The organism is Paenibacillus pabuli, assembly GCF_039831995.1.
GTDB classification, from domain to species: Bacteria; Bacillota; Bacilli; order Paenibacillales; family Paenibacillaceae; genus Paenibacillus; species Paenibacillus pabuli_C.
This window is the reverse complement of sequence record NZ_JBDOIO010000003.1, coordinates 3380268-3397806: the sequence shown is the minus strand read 5'-3', so window position 1 is coordinate 3397806 and position 17539 is coordinate 3380268. Positions and strand designations below refer to the sequence as shown.

The following is a 17539-nucleotide window of genomic DNA, read 5'->3' as shown; positions in this document are numbered from 1 at the left end:
GTTTTTTAAGAAAGGCATTTTTTAATACGATAAGGTGCATCTAAGGATGTCTGATGAACTGGAGTTCGGGGCAGGGATGTGGATCAAGATTCGTGGAGTGCCTTAACTCTATACCAATACGAGTAGATTTTCGAATAGCCCAGCTTGGCGTAGAGCTTTATAGCGGGAGCGTTACCGGCTACAACCTGCAGATAGCTGGATGTGGCGCCTTGTTTTCTCCCCCAATGCAAGAGATGTAATATCATCTGTTCAGCGAACCCGCGATTCCGGTATGCGGCATCCGTTATGATATCATACAAGCCAATGTAGCCACGTTCAACAACGCCCAGGCCACAGGCAACGACTTGCCCATCAACCGAGAGAGAAATGAAACCTGTGCTTGTACGGATATTGGACAGCATCTGTGTCATTGTTCTCCGCTTCCCTTCATGTACCTGATTCAATCGGCAAAAGTGATCCAGCCACTCTTGGGTCAACTGCTCATCGATTTGTACAAAAGGGTACTCCGGTTCCTTCAGCTCTTCCAGACTGCGCACCTGCATGTTGGTGTGATCCACAAGGGTAAACCCTCTGTCCTGCAGAAGCTGATCCAAGTGATCCGGCTGGCTAAACGGTGTGATTTTGAAAATGGTACTCAGCTGGTTGGATGCGTAGATTCGCTCGCACTCATCGATCTTGGCAAACACATCGTGGGTAGAATCATAGATGGGTTGTATGGAGTTGGCACGCTTCGTGTATCCGTTGGCAAAACGTAAAATCCATCCATCATAGAACAAGGTAGACAAGGACTGCCAGTGATTGAGGGATAATTCCTCAATGATTTTGTGTCCATTCTCAGTAATTTGCTTCATACGGTATCCTCCATTTATATGAGACTGAATTCAATATTTTTAAATAATAATACATAATAGTGAATAATAATACAGTTTTATTTAACAAATATTTATGTGTTGTTTGTGCAGATTACCTTAGGATGATATACAATCGTAATGAATGGATTAAAAAAAGAAGCGGAGCACAGCATGCTAACGATTAAACTAAACGAACACATCATTCAATGCCATGTGGTATATGGCAAAGGCAAGAAGGTTTCCATCACAATGGACCTGCCCTACATGGTAACGATTAAGGCACCTAATGGCACGAGCAATGAGATGATTCAGCAGCTTGTAGAGCAGCATGGTGAAATCATATTGAAGAAATCGGCGCTAATGCAGCAGGCCCTGGAAGGACCGCAGGCCAAAGACTACGAAGAAGAAGGTAGCGGGAAGTTTTTGTTTCTGGGCAAGGAATATGCACTGCATGAGTTAATTAAGGTTGAAGGGTTGTCCGAGGATGAGCTGCGGGCGAATCTGAAGAAATTTTATTTTGCCGAGTGTAAGAGAGTCATTGGTGAACGCATTGGTCCATATCAACAGGAGCTGAAGGTCAAGCCAAAGTCCATAGACATTGTGGAATCCCCCACCAAGTGGGGCAGCTGCAGCTGGGACAAAAAACTCACATTTAACTATCGTCTGGCCATGGCACCACCGGAAGTCATTGATTATGTCATTATCCATGAGCTGTGCCATATTCATCATATGAATCATGATCGCTCCTTCTGGCGCCGCGTTGGCAGTATCATGCCGGACTACAAGACGAAGGAAGATTATCTGATGCGCAATGGCCGGGCCATGACGTTGTGAAAAATAAATCCATATCACGAGTCCATGAATCGTGGTGGAAGGAGTTCAGGATGGCTGAGGGTAACCATTATTCTGCACTGGTCGATGAATATATTTCGGGGTTCGCTCCGGATGTACAGGTCAGACTGCAGGTATTAAGACAAATTATTCGCGAAGCGGCTCCGAATGCGGAGGAGAAGATTAGCTATCAGATGCCAACGTATGCGCAGCACGGAAATCTGGTCCATTTTGCTGCATATAAGAATCATATCGGATTCTATCCTGCTCCCAGCGGAATCGAGGCATTCCGGGATGAACTCTCTGTCTACAAAGGCGCTAAAGGGTCGGTGCAGTTCCCCCTGAATCAACCCTTGCCGGAAGAGCTTATCCGCCGGATTGTGGAATTTCGGGTGAAGGAAAATGTAGAGAAGGCCGCGGAGAAGAAACGAAAGAAGTAGCTTATATTAGAGGAATAGATAGACCGCTATCTCTGGTGAAGAGGGCGGTCTTATTTGTGTTTTAAATCATGTTCGTGGGGTCAGCGATAGCCGACAGTTCGAATTCAGCGATTTTTCAGTTAGAGCCATTATACTGTTTTCGAATCCTGTACTCGAAAAGGAGTTTTGGCATGTCTAAGGTGATCCATAAGACGCTTTATCTCATTCTTATTTTCTTTGTTGGTTTGTTTATTGTGTCGTCTTTATTCGTTCGGGCGCAGTATAATTATGGCCTTTATGGAGACAATCCGATCCTGGGAACCCAGCAATGGAGCATTTTCCTTCCGGTCATCATCCTGCTTCTGTTAATGGGTATCGGGCTATACCGTCTCTGCCTGAGATTGAACAAGTACAGTCCAAAGGTCGTCATCCCGGTAGTTTTGCTATGTTCCATGGCGATTCAGATCGCAATTATCTTTGTGTTTCCAAGAGTGCCGACAGATGACTCTCAGACGGTCGTTTCTCTGGCGATGAGCATGCTCTACGATCAGGATTATTCCTCGTTTGAAACGGGTGGATATCTTCACATGTTCCCGTTTAACTTTTCCATCGTGCTCTATTTAAAAACACTGCTGTACCTGTTCCCGGATAACTACCTGGTGATCAAGCTGTTTAATATCCTTTTTTCAACGGTGACCACCTTCATGGTTTATCTCATTTATAAGCAGCTGAACCCCAAATCTACGGAACGGGATTACGGCGTTTTGATTTTTGCAGCGACGTACTTGCCTTCCTTATTCTTGAACAACCTGATTTATAACGATGTTATTGCGACGGCATTTCTGACATCCTGTTTATATTTTTTGCTCCGGTTTGTACGCGAAAAATCATGGAAGGCTATTCTCTGTGCTGCGATTCTTCTCGCCATCGGGAACTACTTCCGCAGTATCGGCGCCATTGTGCTGATTGCCGCTATCTTGTACATCCTGCTGAACATACGGAGTATCGGGTTCAAGAAGGTGCTGGGCTCCATCGCCGTAATGGCTATTCTGTTTAATGTCCCAGGTTGGACCCAGAATGCCGTGCTGCAGTCCACAGGTACGGTAAAAGAACCGGTCGGCGAGAATTCGGCCCCCGTCTATATGTGGCTGAACATGGGGATTAACCTCGAACGATTCGGATTCTGGGACAATATGGAGAGCTACCAAATCTATCAGAGACAGGCCAATTACAATAAGGCTGATAGCACAGCACTATTTAAGCAGGAGATTGAATCGAAGCTGTCGGAAGCGAGTGCCAGCGAACTGATTCAGATGTATTACAAAAAGATCATATGGACTTGGACTGAAGGGACGTACCAGATGGATCGATACGGAATCGGCAATGAAAGTGCCTCAGGCATGGGAAGAGAAAGAGCAGGCGGAATTGCTGGCTCCTATAGTTACACCAATGGGGTAACGGACCTGTTCCAGGGGGATTCAGTCTATCGAACGGGTGTGCTTTGGGTCGTATATGTGATGAACTTCCTGATGTACTGTTTTATTTCCGTTCGGTTGGTCCGGGGGATTCGTCTTAAGCGATATGATGAAGTCTCTCTGATTCTGGTGGTTCTCGGATTTATCGGTTTTTATATCCTGTGGGAGATCAAATCGCGCTATATCTATCCGGTATACCCTTTGCTAATCGTGTTGTCCTATCTGGGATTCAAAGATACGTATGAATTGATGTTCCAAAGAAAACTCGGCTGGGGACGGCCATCCCTGGGAAAAAGGTGATCTTATGCGAAAAAATTATTATTTCACATCTGTTCTAATCCTGCTGGCAGGCTGTGCTGTTCTGCTTGCCGCCTGTGATGTCATTACAGCCCAAAAAATTACGAATACCGGTACTGCGCAAGGCATGAATGGCGGGGGAATGATAAATGGTGGCCCAGGCATGAACGGAGGAATGCAGAGAGGCGGAGGCATGAATGACCGAACAGGTGGACCGGATGATATGCGTGTTGCAATGAATGCCGATCTTACAGGCAGGATTGTCTCGATAGACGGAGATACCGTTACTCTAGCATTACTTGAGTTTCAGGGCTTCTCTTCACAGAACTCCAATAATCAGGGTCAGCAGGACGGTGCTCCTGGCAGCGGAAGCAGGGGGATCAATGAAACTGGCGTTGAAATGAAATTAAAGCTGAATGTGGATGTTAGTATCACTCAAGGTATGGAGATGGGAGGACGTGGTAACACCAGTTCAGATGCCAACGGGGCAATTCAGGTATCTGATCTGAAAGAGGGAGATGTCGTCATGGCATGGTATAAGGAGAACACGGAGACAGTGGAACGAATGGCAGTTATCCAGTCTGAATAAGAGATAAAGACAGCGATGAAGGGATTTGCGAGAAGATTTGATGCCGATCCAATTTAAAAGAGCACAGGCTACCTAGTAAAAGGGAGAGTCTTGTGCTCTTTCTCTTCATATATGGTCAGATCTAATCCAGGCTCAGGTCAAAATCAGGTTCACACATGTAATCGATCGGATAGAGATCCTCTCTGGCTGAAATTAATGCACGAAGGTGAAGATAAACATGGTTGGGCTGTACGACCACACCATCGATACGGTAGGGAGCAAGTTCAGCAACGACGAATACGTCTTCCGCAGCGTTACATCTGAAAATGACGTTAGTCGGGTTACATACTTCCTCCATGTAGCTGTAAGTCATCACGTGATAGTCTTGCCCGCGCCATTTGGTTTTAATGACTTTATAGGATTGTGTTGCGACAAGATCAATATAGCGTTCCAAGGGAAACGTATGTTCAAATTGAGTGATGTACCCTTTTTTATCCACATCAATTGTATATTCCACATCATAGCTCAAATGAAACTCTTCCTTATAGGTTCCCTTCATGATTGTCATAGCATCTAAATGCGATCCAAAGTTAGTGTCTTCTATGTAGGGAATTGCAATGCGTTCAGGATCAACATGATCGGTAATTTGGCTGGTGTTTGAGATCCCTTTTATAAACTTCGATGGTTGAAGGTCAATGGTCCCAATCATTTTTCCAGCATATGCAGGGCTGCAGGTTATTCGCATAGTCATCTCCTTTGTTGTTTATTAGTAATTAGACGAAAGGCAGTAGAGAAAGTTTCAACAGAATAAGGAATTCAACTTGAGGACAATTTGAATAAAAAAGTAGCTGCATTTAGTTGGTGCATCCCACTTGTTAATTTCCAAATAAATGAATTAAACATTTTTGATCTTTTATGAGCAAGTTATCGTTAATTGAATTGAGGGGGTGAGGGAGCGTTGGATGATGAAGAGTTGATTCATGAGATTCGCAAAGGCAGCCGGGCTGCAATGGAAGTATTGGTGAAGCGGCATTATCATTCGATATTTACTTATGTGTACCGGAAAACGGGAGACTATCATACCGCTTACGATCTGACCCAAGAGGTATTTGTAAAAATGATGAAGTCACTCGGCAGTTACCGTGATAACGGAAAATTCAGTCACTGGCTGCTGAAAATTGCAGTGAATCATTGCATGGATTATTTTCGCGGACGCGAATTCAAACAGCAAAACAGGGAAAGCGAGTTAACCGAAGAGGCGCTCCCTGCCAGTGAGCATCAGAACGTGTGGAATATCTTCTACAAACGGCTTCAGAATGATCAAGTTAGGCAGGCAGTGTTACGTTTGCCTGAGCAGCAGCGGGACGCGGTTATTTTAAATTATTACAACGGGCTGAAGATCAGGGAAGTCGCCGAGCTGACGGGAACCAACGAATCGACGGTGAAATCACGTATACGCTTGGGGATAGCCAAGTTGAAGGAGATCATTGTGGGAGGTGAGCGGGATGAAACGTACCGAAAACCAAGATAAAAAGAAGCACACCACTGAATTCGAGATGGAAGAATTCAACGAGATTGCCCCTTATCTGGATCAATATGCGGTTGAATTTCCTTCCGAGATGGAGATTGATCAGACGATCCGGACACTGGAGGCATATATGCCTGGACTGGTGGACCAAATGAACGAACATTTACAACCCTCACCAGGGAGGACGTTTATAGAATTGCTCCAGGTTGTTCGAGGAGAGGTCGCGATTTTTCACAGATCCTACTGGGTAATATGTGCGCTGCTCCTGATCATTGGCTTCTGGTTAGGGGGGCACAGCAAGATCGATCCCTACATGAGCGGGATTGTTATGGTACCTGTTCCTTTTATTCTGGGGCTGCTGGAAGTGTTTAAAGGCCGGGATCAGGGACTGATGGAAATGGAACTCACCTGCAAAATAACATCGCAGCAGCTAATGCTAACCCGCTTGATCGTTGTACTCTCAGCAAATATGGTGTTTGTACTGCTGCTTATGCTAGCCATATCCGGGGGGACTGGTGGTTCCATTTCATGGAGTGTCATTGCTCTCTGGTACGCCCAACTGATGGTTGCTGCAGGAGCTAGTTTGTGGCTGGCCATGCGTGTCCGGGGTGGTACAGCCGTTAGCCTTTTTTTGGTCGGATGGTTCGGACTCATCTGGCTAATATTGAGCGATCCACGATTCATCAGTCTAGTGCATTCGATTCAAACGCCAGTGCTTATCGTGCTTGCCATATGCGGAATCCTGCTGTTGATCAGCCAAATACGCCAGATGTCGCGTAAATATACATCACAAACAGAAAGAGGTTATTCCTTTGATATTGACCATGGATAATGTATCCAAGAAATACAGGAACAAGTGGGCTGTGAAATCATTCTCGCTGGAGCTGTCCAGCGGTGGTGTTTACGGTCTGCTCGGACCGAATGGAGCGGGCAAAACAACGCTGCTTCGCATGCTTGTCGATATCGCCAAGCCAACATCCGGCCAGATTTTGCTGGATGGACAACCGATTGAGCGGATGGGAGATCGCTATCGAAGTCTACTGGGATATATGCCGCAGCGATTCGGATTTTATAACCGTTTCACTGCTCATCGATTTCTCATGTACATGTGTTCGCTCAAAGGGCTGAGTGTACCTCAGGCCGCTGTTCGCGTGCAGGAGACATTACGGATGGTGGATCTGGAACAGCAGGCCCAGCATAAAATCCGTACGTTCTCTGGGGGCATGAGGCAGAGATTGGGTATTGCTCAAGCCTTGCTGAATGATCCGCACATTCTGGTTCTCGACGAACCGACGGCTGGCCTGGATCCCAAGGAGCGTATTCGGTTCCGTAACATTATCGGCGAGCTGGGAAGAGACCGGATTGTTCTGTTATCGACGCATATTATTTCTGACCTGGAGTTTTCGTGTAAGGAAATGATTCTGATGAATAATGGTCAACTGATCACTCGGAACACACCTGAGGAAATCATGAACAGGATGCAGGGCAGTGTGTGGAAGGCAACGTTAACGCAGCAGCAGCTTGCTGAGCTGACCTCGCATTTTAAGGTAAGTGGCTTGTCCTATCAGTCGGACGGCATCGTAGCCAGAATCTTGGCCAAAGAGCAGCCTGTACCGCAAGCTGTACCGGAAACTCCTCGTCTCGAAGACGTATACATGCACTATTTTGACGAGGAGGCGACATCGTGATTCGTTTAACCCAATATGAATTTGTTAAAATCATTACGCGTAAAAGCGTTTATCTGGCAATCGCCGGACTGCTTGTGCTTCTTGCATTATATGCCTGTTTCGGGCATCCCGGGCCGTTGAACGGTACATCATACTATAAGCCCTATGAAGGAGCCATTACGGAGGAGAAGGTTCAGACCGCACGGGATCAGATGCTAGCCGAGGGTTACAGTGACGAAAAGAACCAGACTCGATATGGCGTATTTTATGAAATATCAATGTTCTCCCCGGAATCCACCAAAAACTACACCCGATATGATGACAGCGGAAATGCCATAGAACGAACCGTAACCGTCTCCGAGATTCATTACAATAAGCCATGGGGCTATCTGTTGGAATACATTGATCAATTTGGAGTGCTCTTCATGATGATCATCATTCTGCTCGGACTGGCACCTGTATTTGCAGAGGAATATGCACGAGGAACCGCAGCATTACTGCGCAGCAGCAAACGGGGGAGAAGCCAAGTTGTATCGGCTAAATTGATGGCCTCCATGCTTTATGTCGTGCTATGCGTCATATTGTTTACAGGAGTCAACCTGTTGATCTACTGGTTAAGGTTTGGAAATTTGGCTGGAGCAGATACACCTCTCCAGAGTGTTGGGATGTATTTTCAGGGCTTTTACTATGATTTCTCTCCTTATCGGCTATCTGCGGTTCAGTATTATGGAGTCCAGCTGGTCACTCACTTGGCAGGCAGTCTGGTCTTTGCTTTTGTTGTGTTATGCGTCTCTACGCTCAGTTCAACGTCGTTTGTTGCCATGGTCATTAATGTTGCGATTGTAGGTGTGCCTTATCTGGCATTCGATGTGCTCAACTTCAACCCGGGATGGGCCAAGTGGATTGAGGAGTTTTCATTCAGTACCATGATGCGGGTAACGAGGTTATTTCAAGCACCAGCGAGCTACTCCGTATTTGGATTGGAACTGTCCTATTTGACTATATATATGATTATTATGGCTGTTATTACGATTGGCGTTGTATTTGGCATGTATCGTGCATTCCGTACCCGCGAGGTGTTTTCCTGATCGAAGCCTTCTAGGTGAGATGAATAGATATTCAATTGGGGTCCGCAGACATGCGGGCTTCTTTTATATGAAGGAACAGGATGTGATATTTCCAAACATTCTTCAATTTTGATACATTGGTTATAAACGTTTTCGGAGGTATAAGTCATATGGAACATTCGCTCCAGGAGCTCATGCGCAACGCGCGGGCGGAAGAGAATACCTTTTTATACATGCTTCATGAGGAAGCGCGTTTTGATCAGTTGTTATTCTGGAGATATGTGAATAGTATTATGGAACTGACCCGTCTCACTGCGGACCAACCGCTGAATCGGGAAGCAGCGGGGGCCGTCAGCTTCACCTATTCCAAAATCATGGAGTACCTGCAGTGGCATCACTCGGACTCCGATGTCTACGAAATTGAACATTTCCCTTACGTTAATGCCCATCATATCGTGAGCCTTCTCGGCGAAGTGGTTAACGGCTTTTATCAGGGAATTGTCCCGGATGAATCCCATTTCGATGAGCACTTTCCGAACCCGGCCTTCGCCGGTATATTGGCTAACGAACAACCAGCAATACTGCAGCTCGGATATTATAAACAAGAAACGAATGTGCACGCCCTCGGATTCCGCGAGGAGGATGGGACGTACCAAATTATGTTGAATGAAGAAGACGACAGAGACTTAGTTGATTCCAAATTGAGCCGCCGGGAGGTGGAAGGAACCTATCTCTTCCATGCCCCCGATGCCAGCAGCGCTCACCAATTGTTCCATGAATGGGTAATGAGTACTTATGCACCCTACCGTTCTGCACTGAATCGATCATAATTACGCCGTCAGTTGATTAGGAGGATGAATATGTTATCTAGTAAAGTTATTGAGTTTTGCCAAGGCAAGGGGTGGTGGCATGAAAATGTACCGAAGGAGTATGAGGAAGCACTGAAGAAGCTGAATATTGATCTTCAGTCTGATTTTGCGCAGTTTTATCTGTATGCAGATGATGGCCCGACCTTCTATAGCAGACATCAGGAGATCTATCAGATCTGCTGGGTGATGGAGAATACTGTGTATTTGGAAGACATGACGGTGGCCCAGCTCACCCTCGGATTGCCTGAAGCTTACATACCGCTGGATAGCTTTGAAGGGGAGGGAGGATTTTTCTATAATCGGCAAACCGGTGAAGTGGTGCTTGTAGAGCTTGGTGAGTCGATTGAACTTTTCTTGAACGGGGAGAGCCGCCCCGAGTGGCCTGATTTTAATACATTTCTGGAGTGGTACTTCGAACTGAAGGAGGAGAAGGCGATATGAAGGAATTGACATCGGAACATCCTGAACTGGAGAGACAGATTATTGAAACCGTTGAAGCAGGCAATGTGCTGGACGACACGCAGCAGCATGAACAGGCACTGATCTATTATGATCAGGCCTGGGGGATGCTGCCTGAGCCAAAGACCGAATGGGAAATAGCGAGCTGGATTGCATCCTGTCATGCGAATGCACATATGGACTTGGGACAGTATGCGCTGGCGAAGCCCTGGGCGGAATTATCGCTGCAAACGCGAGGATCGGATATTAATACGGGTCCGCTCATTGAGCTGGGGACCGTCTGCATGAGACTGGAACAGCATGACGAGGCGTATTCTTATTTGCATCAGGCCTATGAATACGGCAAGGAACGTGCATTTCAAGGCTGCCCGCCTGACGTGCTGCACTATTACAAGGAACAGAGGATAAAGCGTGAACAAAACTGATTCTACTGAATCACAAAAAGAAAAGGGTACCCTGTCTGCCAAATCATGATTGGCCTTGGGTTACCCTTTTTTTACTTGATCGTATGATCGTTCACTGACTTAATTGTTCGCCCCGTAAGGGAAGAATTCTTCCACCAGATCCTGTGGCGAGATCGATACCAAGACATGATCCAGTTCCGTCTTGCTGGCAAAATCCATAATGTCCTCGGTGTAATACCTCGGATCGATGACGTAGATTTCGGACACAACCGTGGACAGGAAAGAGATCATCGGCACGGCGAGGGAGTCCTTGATGAACATGACCTTCAGACCATTCGGATTATCTTTGTTCACCACATGAACAATCCCCTGATTCCCGTACAGATACGTGAAATACTTGTCCGCAGTCAGATCATATGTGGCTCCCTGCACATTGAGCGGGTAGGTGGTGAGCAGCGCATCCTCGAAGCGTCCATTAAGTGCAGCTTCGGTCTCGCCTGTCTTGAAGTAGAAGGAATAGTTTGTCTTGAACTTCGGATAGATCAGGTCGAAGTCATCTGCACCCGCGAAGTATTTACCAGCCTTGCGGCCCTGCGATCCGATAAAGATGTCTTCGTATGGAATCACATTGTAGTTATGAATGTCTGTGAAATAATGATCCGGGTCCAGCGACTTCGTGTACATGCCGTCCATATGATTCACGAGCTGGCCGAAGGCCCAGAACGCCGTCCTGATTTTCCAGTGATGGTCGGTTGTAAAGAACAGATCCTCCGGCGGAATGCCGCTCTCCAGCAATCCCTCCCGCAGATCAAGGGTATCAATGCCGTCCTGTTCCAGATTGGCTAGGAAGCCATCAGCAGTTTCATTATTATAGTTGTACGGAATGCCTTCCGGGAACGTAGTATAGCCACGCACGTATTTGTCCGGCGTCATGACATAGGTCAGCTTCGTTTGTGGATCCAAATGCGCTTCAAGCGCAGCAACCCGGTCGGACAGATCCTTTGTGTACGTTGGCCCGGTGGCAAAATAGGTATAGTGCAGCTTGCCCTCCATGTCTCTGACAACCTCGAAATTGTTCTCCTCGTTTTTCCACATCAGGGATTGCAAGTATCCGTAGGCTTCCACGAATCCAAACTTCTCGAAGACATGATCATTGATGTCCGCATCCAGCTGGTGGATCAGTCCTTTGGTTTCAGAGATATCGTAGTCTCCGGAGGCCAGTGTTTGTTTGATCGGGCCGAAGGACTGAATGATATTCAGAACAGAGAGCGTCACCAGCACAAGTATGAAGAGGAAAGCGGTGATTCTCTTTTTGGCAAGAAAGTTATGCATGCTTGTGTGCCTTCTCTCAGAAATTAAAATAGATAAATGGATTATATGTACCCTTGACCAGATACGATACGCAGACCAGGAATAATAGAATGATCGTCAGCGGATAGACCAGCTCCAGCGGTTTGCGGAAACGGGCGCCATCAACCATGAGTTTGTTCATCCGAGTGGCAATCGGCATACAGAACAGGATACCCAGAATGAAGAAGAATGCATATTCCTTGAGGAACATCCCTGTTGTATCACTCCAGAACCCATTGCCGTACAGTCCAAACATATTGCCCAGATAATGACCTGCCTGCAGCAGATCCGGCGACCGGAAGATAACCCAGCCAATCACGACGATAAACATGGCGTAGAGATGCCGCAGCGGGATGAAGCGTGTTCCTTTGTCAAAGCTGAAGATTTTCTCCAGCGCGATGAACGCGAAGTTAATTAACCCCCACACGACGAATGTCCACTCCGCACCATGCCATACGCCGGTAAGTCCCCAGACGATCAGCAGGTTACGAATCATTTTGTCCTTATTGGTAACGCGGGAACCGCCCAGCGGGAAGTATACATATTCCTTGAACCAGGTACCGAGCGAGATATGCCAGCGGCGCCAGAATTCAGTGATGGATCTGGAGATGTACGGATATCGGAAGTTCTCCTCGAACTTGAAGCCGAACATCAATGCGAGACCAATGGCCATGTCGGAATACCCGGAGAAGTCGAAATATATCTGCAGCGTATAGGCAATCGCCCCAAGCCACGCCAAACTGGAGGACACTTCAGATGTGCCTCCCATGCTGAAGATGTGATCGGCGACAATAGCCATGCTGTTCGATAACAGCACCTTTTTACCCAAGCCCACAATGAACCTGCAGCAGCCTACCGCGAACTTGTCCCAGCTCTCTTTCCGGTTTACCATCTGATCCGCAATCGTGTTATACCGCAGAATCGGTCCGGCAACAAGCTGAGGGAAGAAGGAGATGTACAATGCGACGTAAAAGAGATTTTTCTGTACAGCGCCGTGTCCACGATAGACATCAATGACGTAAGAGATACCGTGGAAGGTGAAGAAGGAGATACCCAGCGGCAGTGCAATGTTCGGAATGCTGAGTCCGAAGCTCGTATTTTCATTCACAATACGCAGCGCAAAAACCAGGTATTTGAACACAAACAGCATGCCGAGGTTGACGATCAGCATCATAGTAATAATGGTGTAGGCTGCATTGCGCCTTTCCCTGAACTTGTCCACGAGCAGAGCGAAGACATAGTTGGAACAGATAGAGGCCAGCATGATCAGGACGAACCAGGGTTCACCCCAAGCATAGAAGAATAAACTCGCGACAAGCAGCAGCATATTTTTGATCGTGACCGAGAATCTCAGTACGTAATAAAGCCCCAGTACAAGCGGCAGAAAATAAAATAAAAAAACGACACTGGAAAAGAGCACTGCCTTTCCTCCTTGAGGATCATATAAGAATACAGCGTGCATTCACGCAAAGTAGAGACAGACTATGCCGCATCCAGGGATATGGCATAGTCTGCTTCGTTCAGCTACATGCTGAATGGACGCCTTGCCCGGCGCTGCTCGCGGCGGGAACGCCTTTTTTGGGCTCGAGCTGTGTTTTTGCCTTTACGCCAGAATCCGTAGGCTGCAAGCGTAAGGATGCCGGCTGCCGACAGGATGATGCGGATGAGCCACTCCATCCACGGTTTCATCAGCGGATCGGTGGGGTTTACCACCTTTGTAACCTGATCAGGAGACGGAATGGCGCGCTTCGTCCCATCCTTCTCCTGTACATTCATGGCTGTCGATTGGTCCATCATAACGGTATAGGTAAGGTTCCATTTTCCGTTCACGAGTGCGCGTATGGTGAGACTTTTAGGTTGAACGGAAGTCTGGAGTGTAAGCAGGCCATCCGGTGTAATGGATGCCCCTTGCACAGGACTGTCCAGTTGAAAGGATGTCTTTGAAATTCCTTTGCTGGAAGAAGAGTGAACTTCATATTGTGCAATCGATTCACCAGCCTCCGGCTTCACCATTCGTTCTTCTCCCGTGATCTGCAGCGTGGTTAGCTCATTCTCAGCAGCGGCTTGCTTCCGGGATACCGGCTTGATGTTTCCGACCCGTAAGTTTAGCTTGGCATTCTCGGTGGTGGTCGTCGTAATGCCCCAGCCGGTGATTTTGCCCAGCTTGACCAGGCCTGCCGTCTTGGCCTTGTCCTGAACCATCAGACTGGAGAAAGGGATGCGGATCTGTCCGACAAAGCCAGGCTTCAGTTTAATCAGACCTGCTGTAGGGTGAACCAACGTGGCTTCCTTGGTTGTCTTCGGAACGACGATGACATTTCGGTTATCCGCTACGTTAAGGGAGCTCTGATCTGCCCGGATGATAACGACATTGAAGGGTAATGTCTGCTCCGATTCATTACGAATGGAGAAGGTCAACGCACCGTAGCTTGACCAGTCCCTGTTCCGCAGTTCATAGATGTAAGCGGAATAATAGCCTTTTTTGAGTCCCTCGGTAGAGGTTTGAATCTGTATACTGCCGTTCTTATCCATTTGGGTATCTACTTCGGTCCCGTTATTCCATTCACGAAGCGTACTTCCGCTCAGCTTAAGCTGTTCTGCTTGAACAGCCTGGACGGGAAGCAGGCTCCATAATGCAGCGAAAACGGCGGCAAGTATAAGTTGTTTCCACTTCTTGATCATGTGTACCTTGCCTCCGCTCTATAAATAAGCCATCTCGTTGAGTTCATCATTCGAGACGCTTTTGTCTTTGGATATGACATTTGGCCGACCTGTTTGCCGTTGCTCCCTATTCCACTGCGTAAACAAAGCCTCAAGGTTATGCATCTGATGATTACGGGCGATGTCCTGGATGTTGGTCACCCGGTACAGGTTACCTCGTTTGTTCCGTAGGGATTGTACCCATACACACTCCAGAGTCAGGTCGTCGCTAATGGGCAGATGGATCTCATAGCTCAATTCTTGGCGTGATGTCTCCAGCAGAACATATTCATAGTTGAAATCTAGCAGGGTAACGGCTCCATGCGTTGGCGTGTCCACTGTACGGTTAACTGCAATACGTGCCAGCTTCCGGTTGGACATAAACTCACTCTGCCCCCGGCGCACAAAGTTCAGGCGAATGTCCTCGAATGTACTGATATCCTTGTCCAGCTTCTGAGGAAGCGTAGGCTCGCGGTCATAGATTATGTGCAGCAGCTGCCGCTGCTGCTCTTCTGTAATTTTCTTTACGATAAAAGCATATTTCCAGCGATCGCCGATGGATGCAACGTGAGCGACCTTGCCTGTAAATTCACTTGCATATCGATCGTTAACCAGCTTGATGCCGACCTCCATATCACTCGGGATATATTTCGGCATATCGAGCATCACGGATATTCCGCCTTCCGAGAGATCATGAGTCAAGCAGGAGATCGTCTCGCCTTCGGTTGTAATCGTGCAGTCCACAGAAGCGAGTGAGCGCTCGTGGTTTCGGAACACTTTACGTCCGGCCAGGAAGAAGATGGACATCATGATGTTATAGAAGTTGATCAGCAACCAGTACAGCACGACCAGGAAACCGATGGTACCCTGACTGAACGTCCAGTGAATGCAGTTCACGATACCGATGATGGATAGGACAGCCAGAATCAGATGGGGAATCATTTGTTTTATCTGATAGTTCCGATCATCATTTTGCGCACCGTCCTTGCGGGTAACGACGAATTTGTTCATCGTAATGCCAAGCGTCTCCAGAATGACAGCAGGCAGCAGGGACGGGAACAGGATGGTTTCATAGACATTGGTCCATTTGGTTGTTCGAATATTGCCCGACAGCATGCGCAGACAGGTATTGGTCAGGAGATACATCGGCAGCCAAAATATTAAAATTTCAAGTATTGTGCACTTCACAACAAGAATGCCGAAGACGGCAAACAGAATCGGCGACATGATATACAGCAATCTCTTCAGCCCGGAATACCAGTAGGTTATGGAAGAGATATAATTTAATTTTTGGGCAAAACTCAAACCTTTCTTGAACAGCAGATTCATCTTCTTGCCTGTCTGGATACAACCGCGTGCCCAGCGCTGACGCTGCTTGATCAGGCTCTTTAGATCGCCCGGGGCAAGCCCGGATGCCAGTACCTTATTGGTTGCGAAGCAGCGGTACCCTTTGCTCTGCATCTCGATGCCTGTTGCAAAATCCTCCGTAATGGAACCAGTATAGAAGCCGCCTACGTCTTCCAATGCCTGTCTGGAGAGCACCGTATTGGTTCCGCCGTAGATTACGGAATTGGATTTGTTGCGTCCGACCTGCACGTCACGGTAGAAATAATCCTGCTCATTCGGAATCCGGTTCTCGGAGTACAGATTGTACTGGAATTGATCGGGATTGTAGAAGCTTTGCGGTGTCTGCACGAAACCGATCTTTTCTCCTGTCAGAAAATACGGCACACAGGACGTCAGAAAATCATGCTTCGGAATCATGTCGGCATCAAAGGTGACGATCAGGGGGGAAGAAGTATGTTTCATGGCGTTGTTGAGATTACCAGCCTTGGCGTGTTTGTGCTCGGTCCGGGTCAGGTAGTTGATGCCCAGATGGGCGGCAAGTTCCCGCATCTCGGGACGATTGGAATCGTCACACAGATGGATATGTACTTTGGAACGGTCCGGATAATCCATATTGAGGCAGCCGTTAATCGTTTTGAAGAGAAGGGAAGTGGGTTCATTGTAGGTCGCAATAAAGACATCCACATCCGGATATAACGCCTCATCTACTACGGGAAGCTCAGGGTATTCAAGCCGGGTCATATTGTAAAAGTGGACGGCCAGTTCGAACATGCCGATGAGTTCGACAATAAGGAGGGCAAGACCAGCGGTCACGGCGAGAGGGCCATGGCCGAAAGGAATGGTGAAGAACGTACGCCAAATGACGTAAATACAAGACATGATCACCGTAGCTGTGACCAGAATCTTGTTGCGTGTACTTAAATAATTCAATGGAATACCTCTCTCTGATGTTTCTGAAATGGAGCTGAACTGAAAAGGACGTGCTTATTGTACTAAAGCATTCTGAACAAATTCTGAAAAAAACACTAGGACCTTCGCAGTGTAATGTTAAAATAACGCGATTTATCTCCTTGAATATGTCGTATGGTGATAATTATTGTAGTTATTTGTCGAATAATGCGCAATATGTTTGTTGTATTCGGGTACTAAAATAGCTTGAGAACGAAGTGACAGAAGAGATTGTGAGGAGGAAATAGGAAGATTTGGAGCAACAAAAAAAGCGAGCAGAGGTGCTCGCCTTTTTTACATCTGTCTGCAGGGAAAACTGCAGGTGGCATTCATTCATTACTTTAATCAGAAATATTGCGCGTGTAATATTCAATAATATCCTTGCGCCGGATAATGCCAAGAAAGACGCGGTCCACGTCCACGACAGGCACGAAATTCTGGTCCGCTGCCAGCGTCAGCATATCCTCCATTTCTGCTTGGATGAAGACGCATTCATTATATACCCGGTTGCTGATTTCATGCACCTGAACCTGATCCATGTTATCAAATGTCAGTCCGGGGGTGCTCCGCATTTTCCATAACAAATCGCCTTCGGACAGGGTCGCAACATATTTTCCGTCCTGATCAATCACGGGAATGGCGGTATAATGCTGTGCTTCAAGCTGTTCGAGTGCTTCCTTCATGGAAGCGGAGGACTTGATATAAGCCACTTCGTCTTTGGGGAGTAAAAAATAGCTGATTTCCATCATCGGGCTCCTT

18 protein-coding genes are annotated in these 17539 nt (G+C 47.2%); 11 read left to right on the top strand and 7 right to left on the bottom strand.

What is annotated here, in order from left to right; genetic code table 11:
* Window positions 1-83: 83 nt before the first annotated feature.
* Window positions 84-851: a GNAT family N-acetyltransferase gene (locus ABGV42_RS17290; protein WP_347382742.1), complete on the bottom strand. Its 768-nt coding sequence runs from the start codon at window positions 849-851 to the stop codon at window positions 84-86.
* Between the two features lie 138 nt (window positions 852-989).
* On the opposite strand from ABGV42_RS17290, the gene ABGV42_RS17285 reads away from it, so the two are divergent.
* The 4 genes from ABGV42_RS17285 to ABGV42_RS17270 all read left to right on the top strand — a co-directional run bounded on the left by ABGV42_RS17285 (window position 990) and on the right by ABGV42_RS17270 (window position 4462).
* A complete protein-coding gene (locus ABGV42_RS17285) occupies window positions 990-1685 on the top strand; it encodes a M48 family metallopeptidase (RefSeq protein ID WP_255248029.1) in 696 nt (231 codons plus the stop codon).
* Window positions 1686-1735: 50 nt separating this feature from the next.
* Window positions 1736-2122 carry an iron chaperone gene (locus ABGV42_RS17280; protein ID WP_110755630.1) on the top strand — a complete coding sequence of 129 codons (387 nt, stop codon included), beginning with the start codon at window positions 1736-1738 and terminating at the stop codon, window positions 2120-2122.
* A gap of 170 nt (window positions 2123-2292) precedes the next feature.
* On the top strand, window positions 2293-3876 hold the full coding sequence (locus tag ABGV42_RS17275; RefSeq protein ID WP_347382741.1) for a glycosyltransferase family 39 protein: 1584 nt from the start codon (window positions 2293-2295) through the stop codon (window positions 3874-3876).
* A gap of 4 nt (window positions 3877-3880) precedes the next feature.
* Window positions 3881-4462, top strand: a complete 582-nt coding sequence (locus tag ABGV42_RS17270) for a hypothetical protein (protein ID WP_347382740.1) — start codon at window positions 3881-3883, stop codon at window positions 4460-4462.
* Window positions 4463-4583: 121 nt separating this feature from the next.
* On the opposite strand, the gene ABGV42_RS17265 is transcribed toward ABGV42_RS17270, so the two are convergent.
* Window positions 4584-4970: a hypothetical protein gene (locus ABGV42_RS17265; RefSeq protein WP_347382739.1), complete on the bottom strand. Its 387-nt coding sequence runs from the start codon at window positions 4968-4970 to the stop codon at window positions 4584-4586.
* Between the two features lie 429 nt (window positions 4971-5399).
* Between ABGV42_RS17265 and ABGV42_RS17260 the strand changes: the two genes are divergently transcribed.
* From ABGV42_RS17260 to ABGV42_RS17230, 7 genes are all read left to right on the top strand, one after another.
* The gene (locus tag ABGV42_RS17260) at window positions 5400-5972 is read left to right on the top strand and encodes an RNA polymerase sigma factor (RefSeq protein ID WP_258377517.1); all 573 of its coding nucleotides are present in this window, start codon (window positions 5400-5402) and stop codon (window positions 5970-5972) included.
* Window positions 5947-6801, top strand: a complete 855-nt coding sequence (locus ABGV42_RS17255) for a hypothetical protein (RefSeq protein WP_347382738.1) — start codon at window positions 5947-5949, stop codon at window positions 6799-6801. The genes ABGV42_RS17260 and ABGV42_RS17255 overlap by 26 nt, the downstream gene beginning before the upstream one ends.
* Window positions 6782-7657 carry an ABC transporter ATP-binding protein gene (locus ABGV42_RS17250; protein ID WP_347382737.1) on the top strand — a complete coding sequence of 292 codons (876 nt, stop codon included), beginning with the start codon at window positions 6782-6784 and terminating at the stop codon, window positions 7655-7657. The genes ABGV42_RS17255 and ABGV42_RS17250 overlap by 20 nt, the downstream gene beginning before the upstream one ends.
* Window positions 7654-8724, top strand: coding sequence for an ABC transporter permease (locus ABGV42_RS17245; RefSeq protein ID WP_347382736.1), 1071 nt, complete (start codon window positions 7654-7656; stop codon window positions 8722-8724). Before ABGV42_RS17250 ends, ABGV42_RS17245 begins: the two co-directional genes overlap by 4 nt.
* Before the next feature lie 149 nt (window positions 8725-8873).
* Entirely contained in the window at window positions 8874-9533 is a 660-nt protein-coding gene (locus tag ABGV42_RS17240) for an Imm41 family immunity protein (protein ID WP_347382735.1), read from the top strand.
* Window positions 9534-9563: 30 nt separating this feature from the next.
* Window positions 9564-10013 (top strand): SMI1/KNR4 family protein, encoded by a 450-nt coding sequence (locus ABGV42_RS17235; RefSeq protein ID WP_347382734.1) that lies wholly within the window; start codon window positions 9564-9566, stop codon window positions 10011-10013.
* Window positions 10010-10456, top strand: a complete 447-nt coding sequence (locus ABGV42_RS17230; protein WP_347382733.1) for a hypothetical protein — start codon at window positions 10010-10012, stop codon at window positions 10454-10456. The genes ABGV42_RS17235 and ABGV42_RS17230 overlap by 4 nt, the downstream gene beginning before the upstream one ends.
* 99 nt (window positions 10457-10555) lie before the next feature.
* Here ABGV42_RS17230 and ABGV42_RS17225 read toward each other — a convergent pair whose 3' ends face one another.
* The 5 genes from ABGV42_RS17225 to ABGV42_RS17205 form a co-directional block, all read right to left on the bottom strand.
* Complete coding sequence (locus ABGV42_RS17225; RefSeq protein WP_347382732.1) at window positions 10556-11767, bottom strand: alginate O-acetyltransferase AlgX-related protein; 1212 nt, start codon at window positions 11765-11767, stop codon at window positions 10556-10558.
* 16 nt (window positions 11768-11783) lie between these two features.
* Window positions 11784-13205, bottom strand: coding sequence for an MBOAT family O-acyltransferase (locus tag ABGV42_RS17220; protein ID WP_347382731.1), 1422 nt, complete (start codon window positions 13203-13205; stop codon window positions 11784-11786).
* A gap of 104 nt (window positions 13206-13309) precedes the next feature.
* Window positions 13310-14467, bottom strand: coding sequence for a hypothetical protein (locus ABGV42_RS17215; RefSeq protein WP_347382730.1), 1158 nt, complete (start codon window positions 14465-14467; stop codon window positions 13310-13312).
* Window positions 14468-14485: 18 nt separating this feature from the next.
* Entirely contained in the window at window positions 14486-16762 is a 2277-nt protein-coding gene (locus ABGV42_RS17210) for a glycosyltransferase (protein WP_347382729.1), read from the bottom strand.
* 359 nt (window positions 16763-17121) lie between these two features.
* Window positions 17122-17526 carry a CBS domain-containing protein gene (locus ABGV42_RS17205; RefSeq protein ID WP_341173880.1) on the bottom strand — a complete coding sequence of 135 codons (405 nt, stop codon included), beginning with the start codon at window positions 17524-17526 and terminating at the stop codon, window positions 17122-17124.
* Between the last annotated feature and the right edge of the window lie 13 nt (window positions 17527-17539).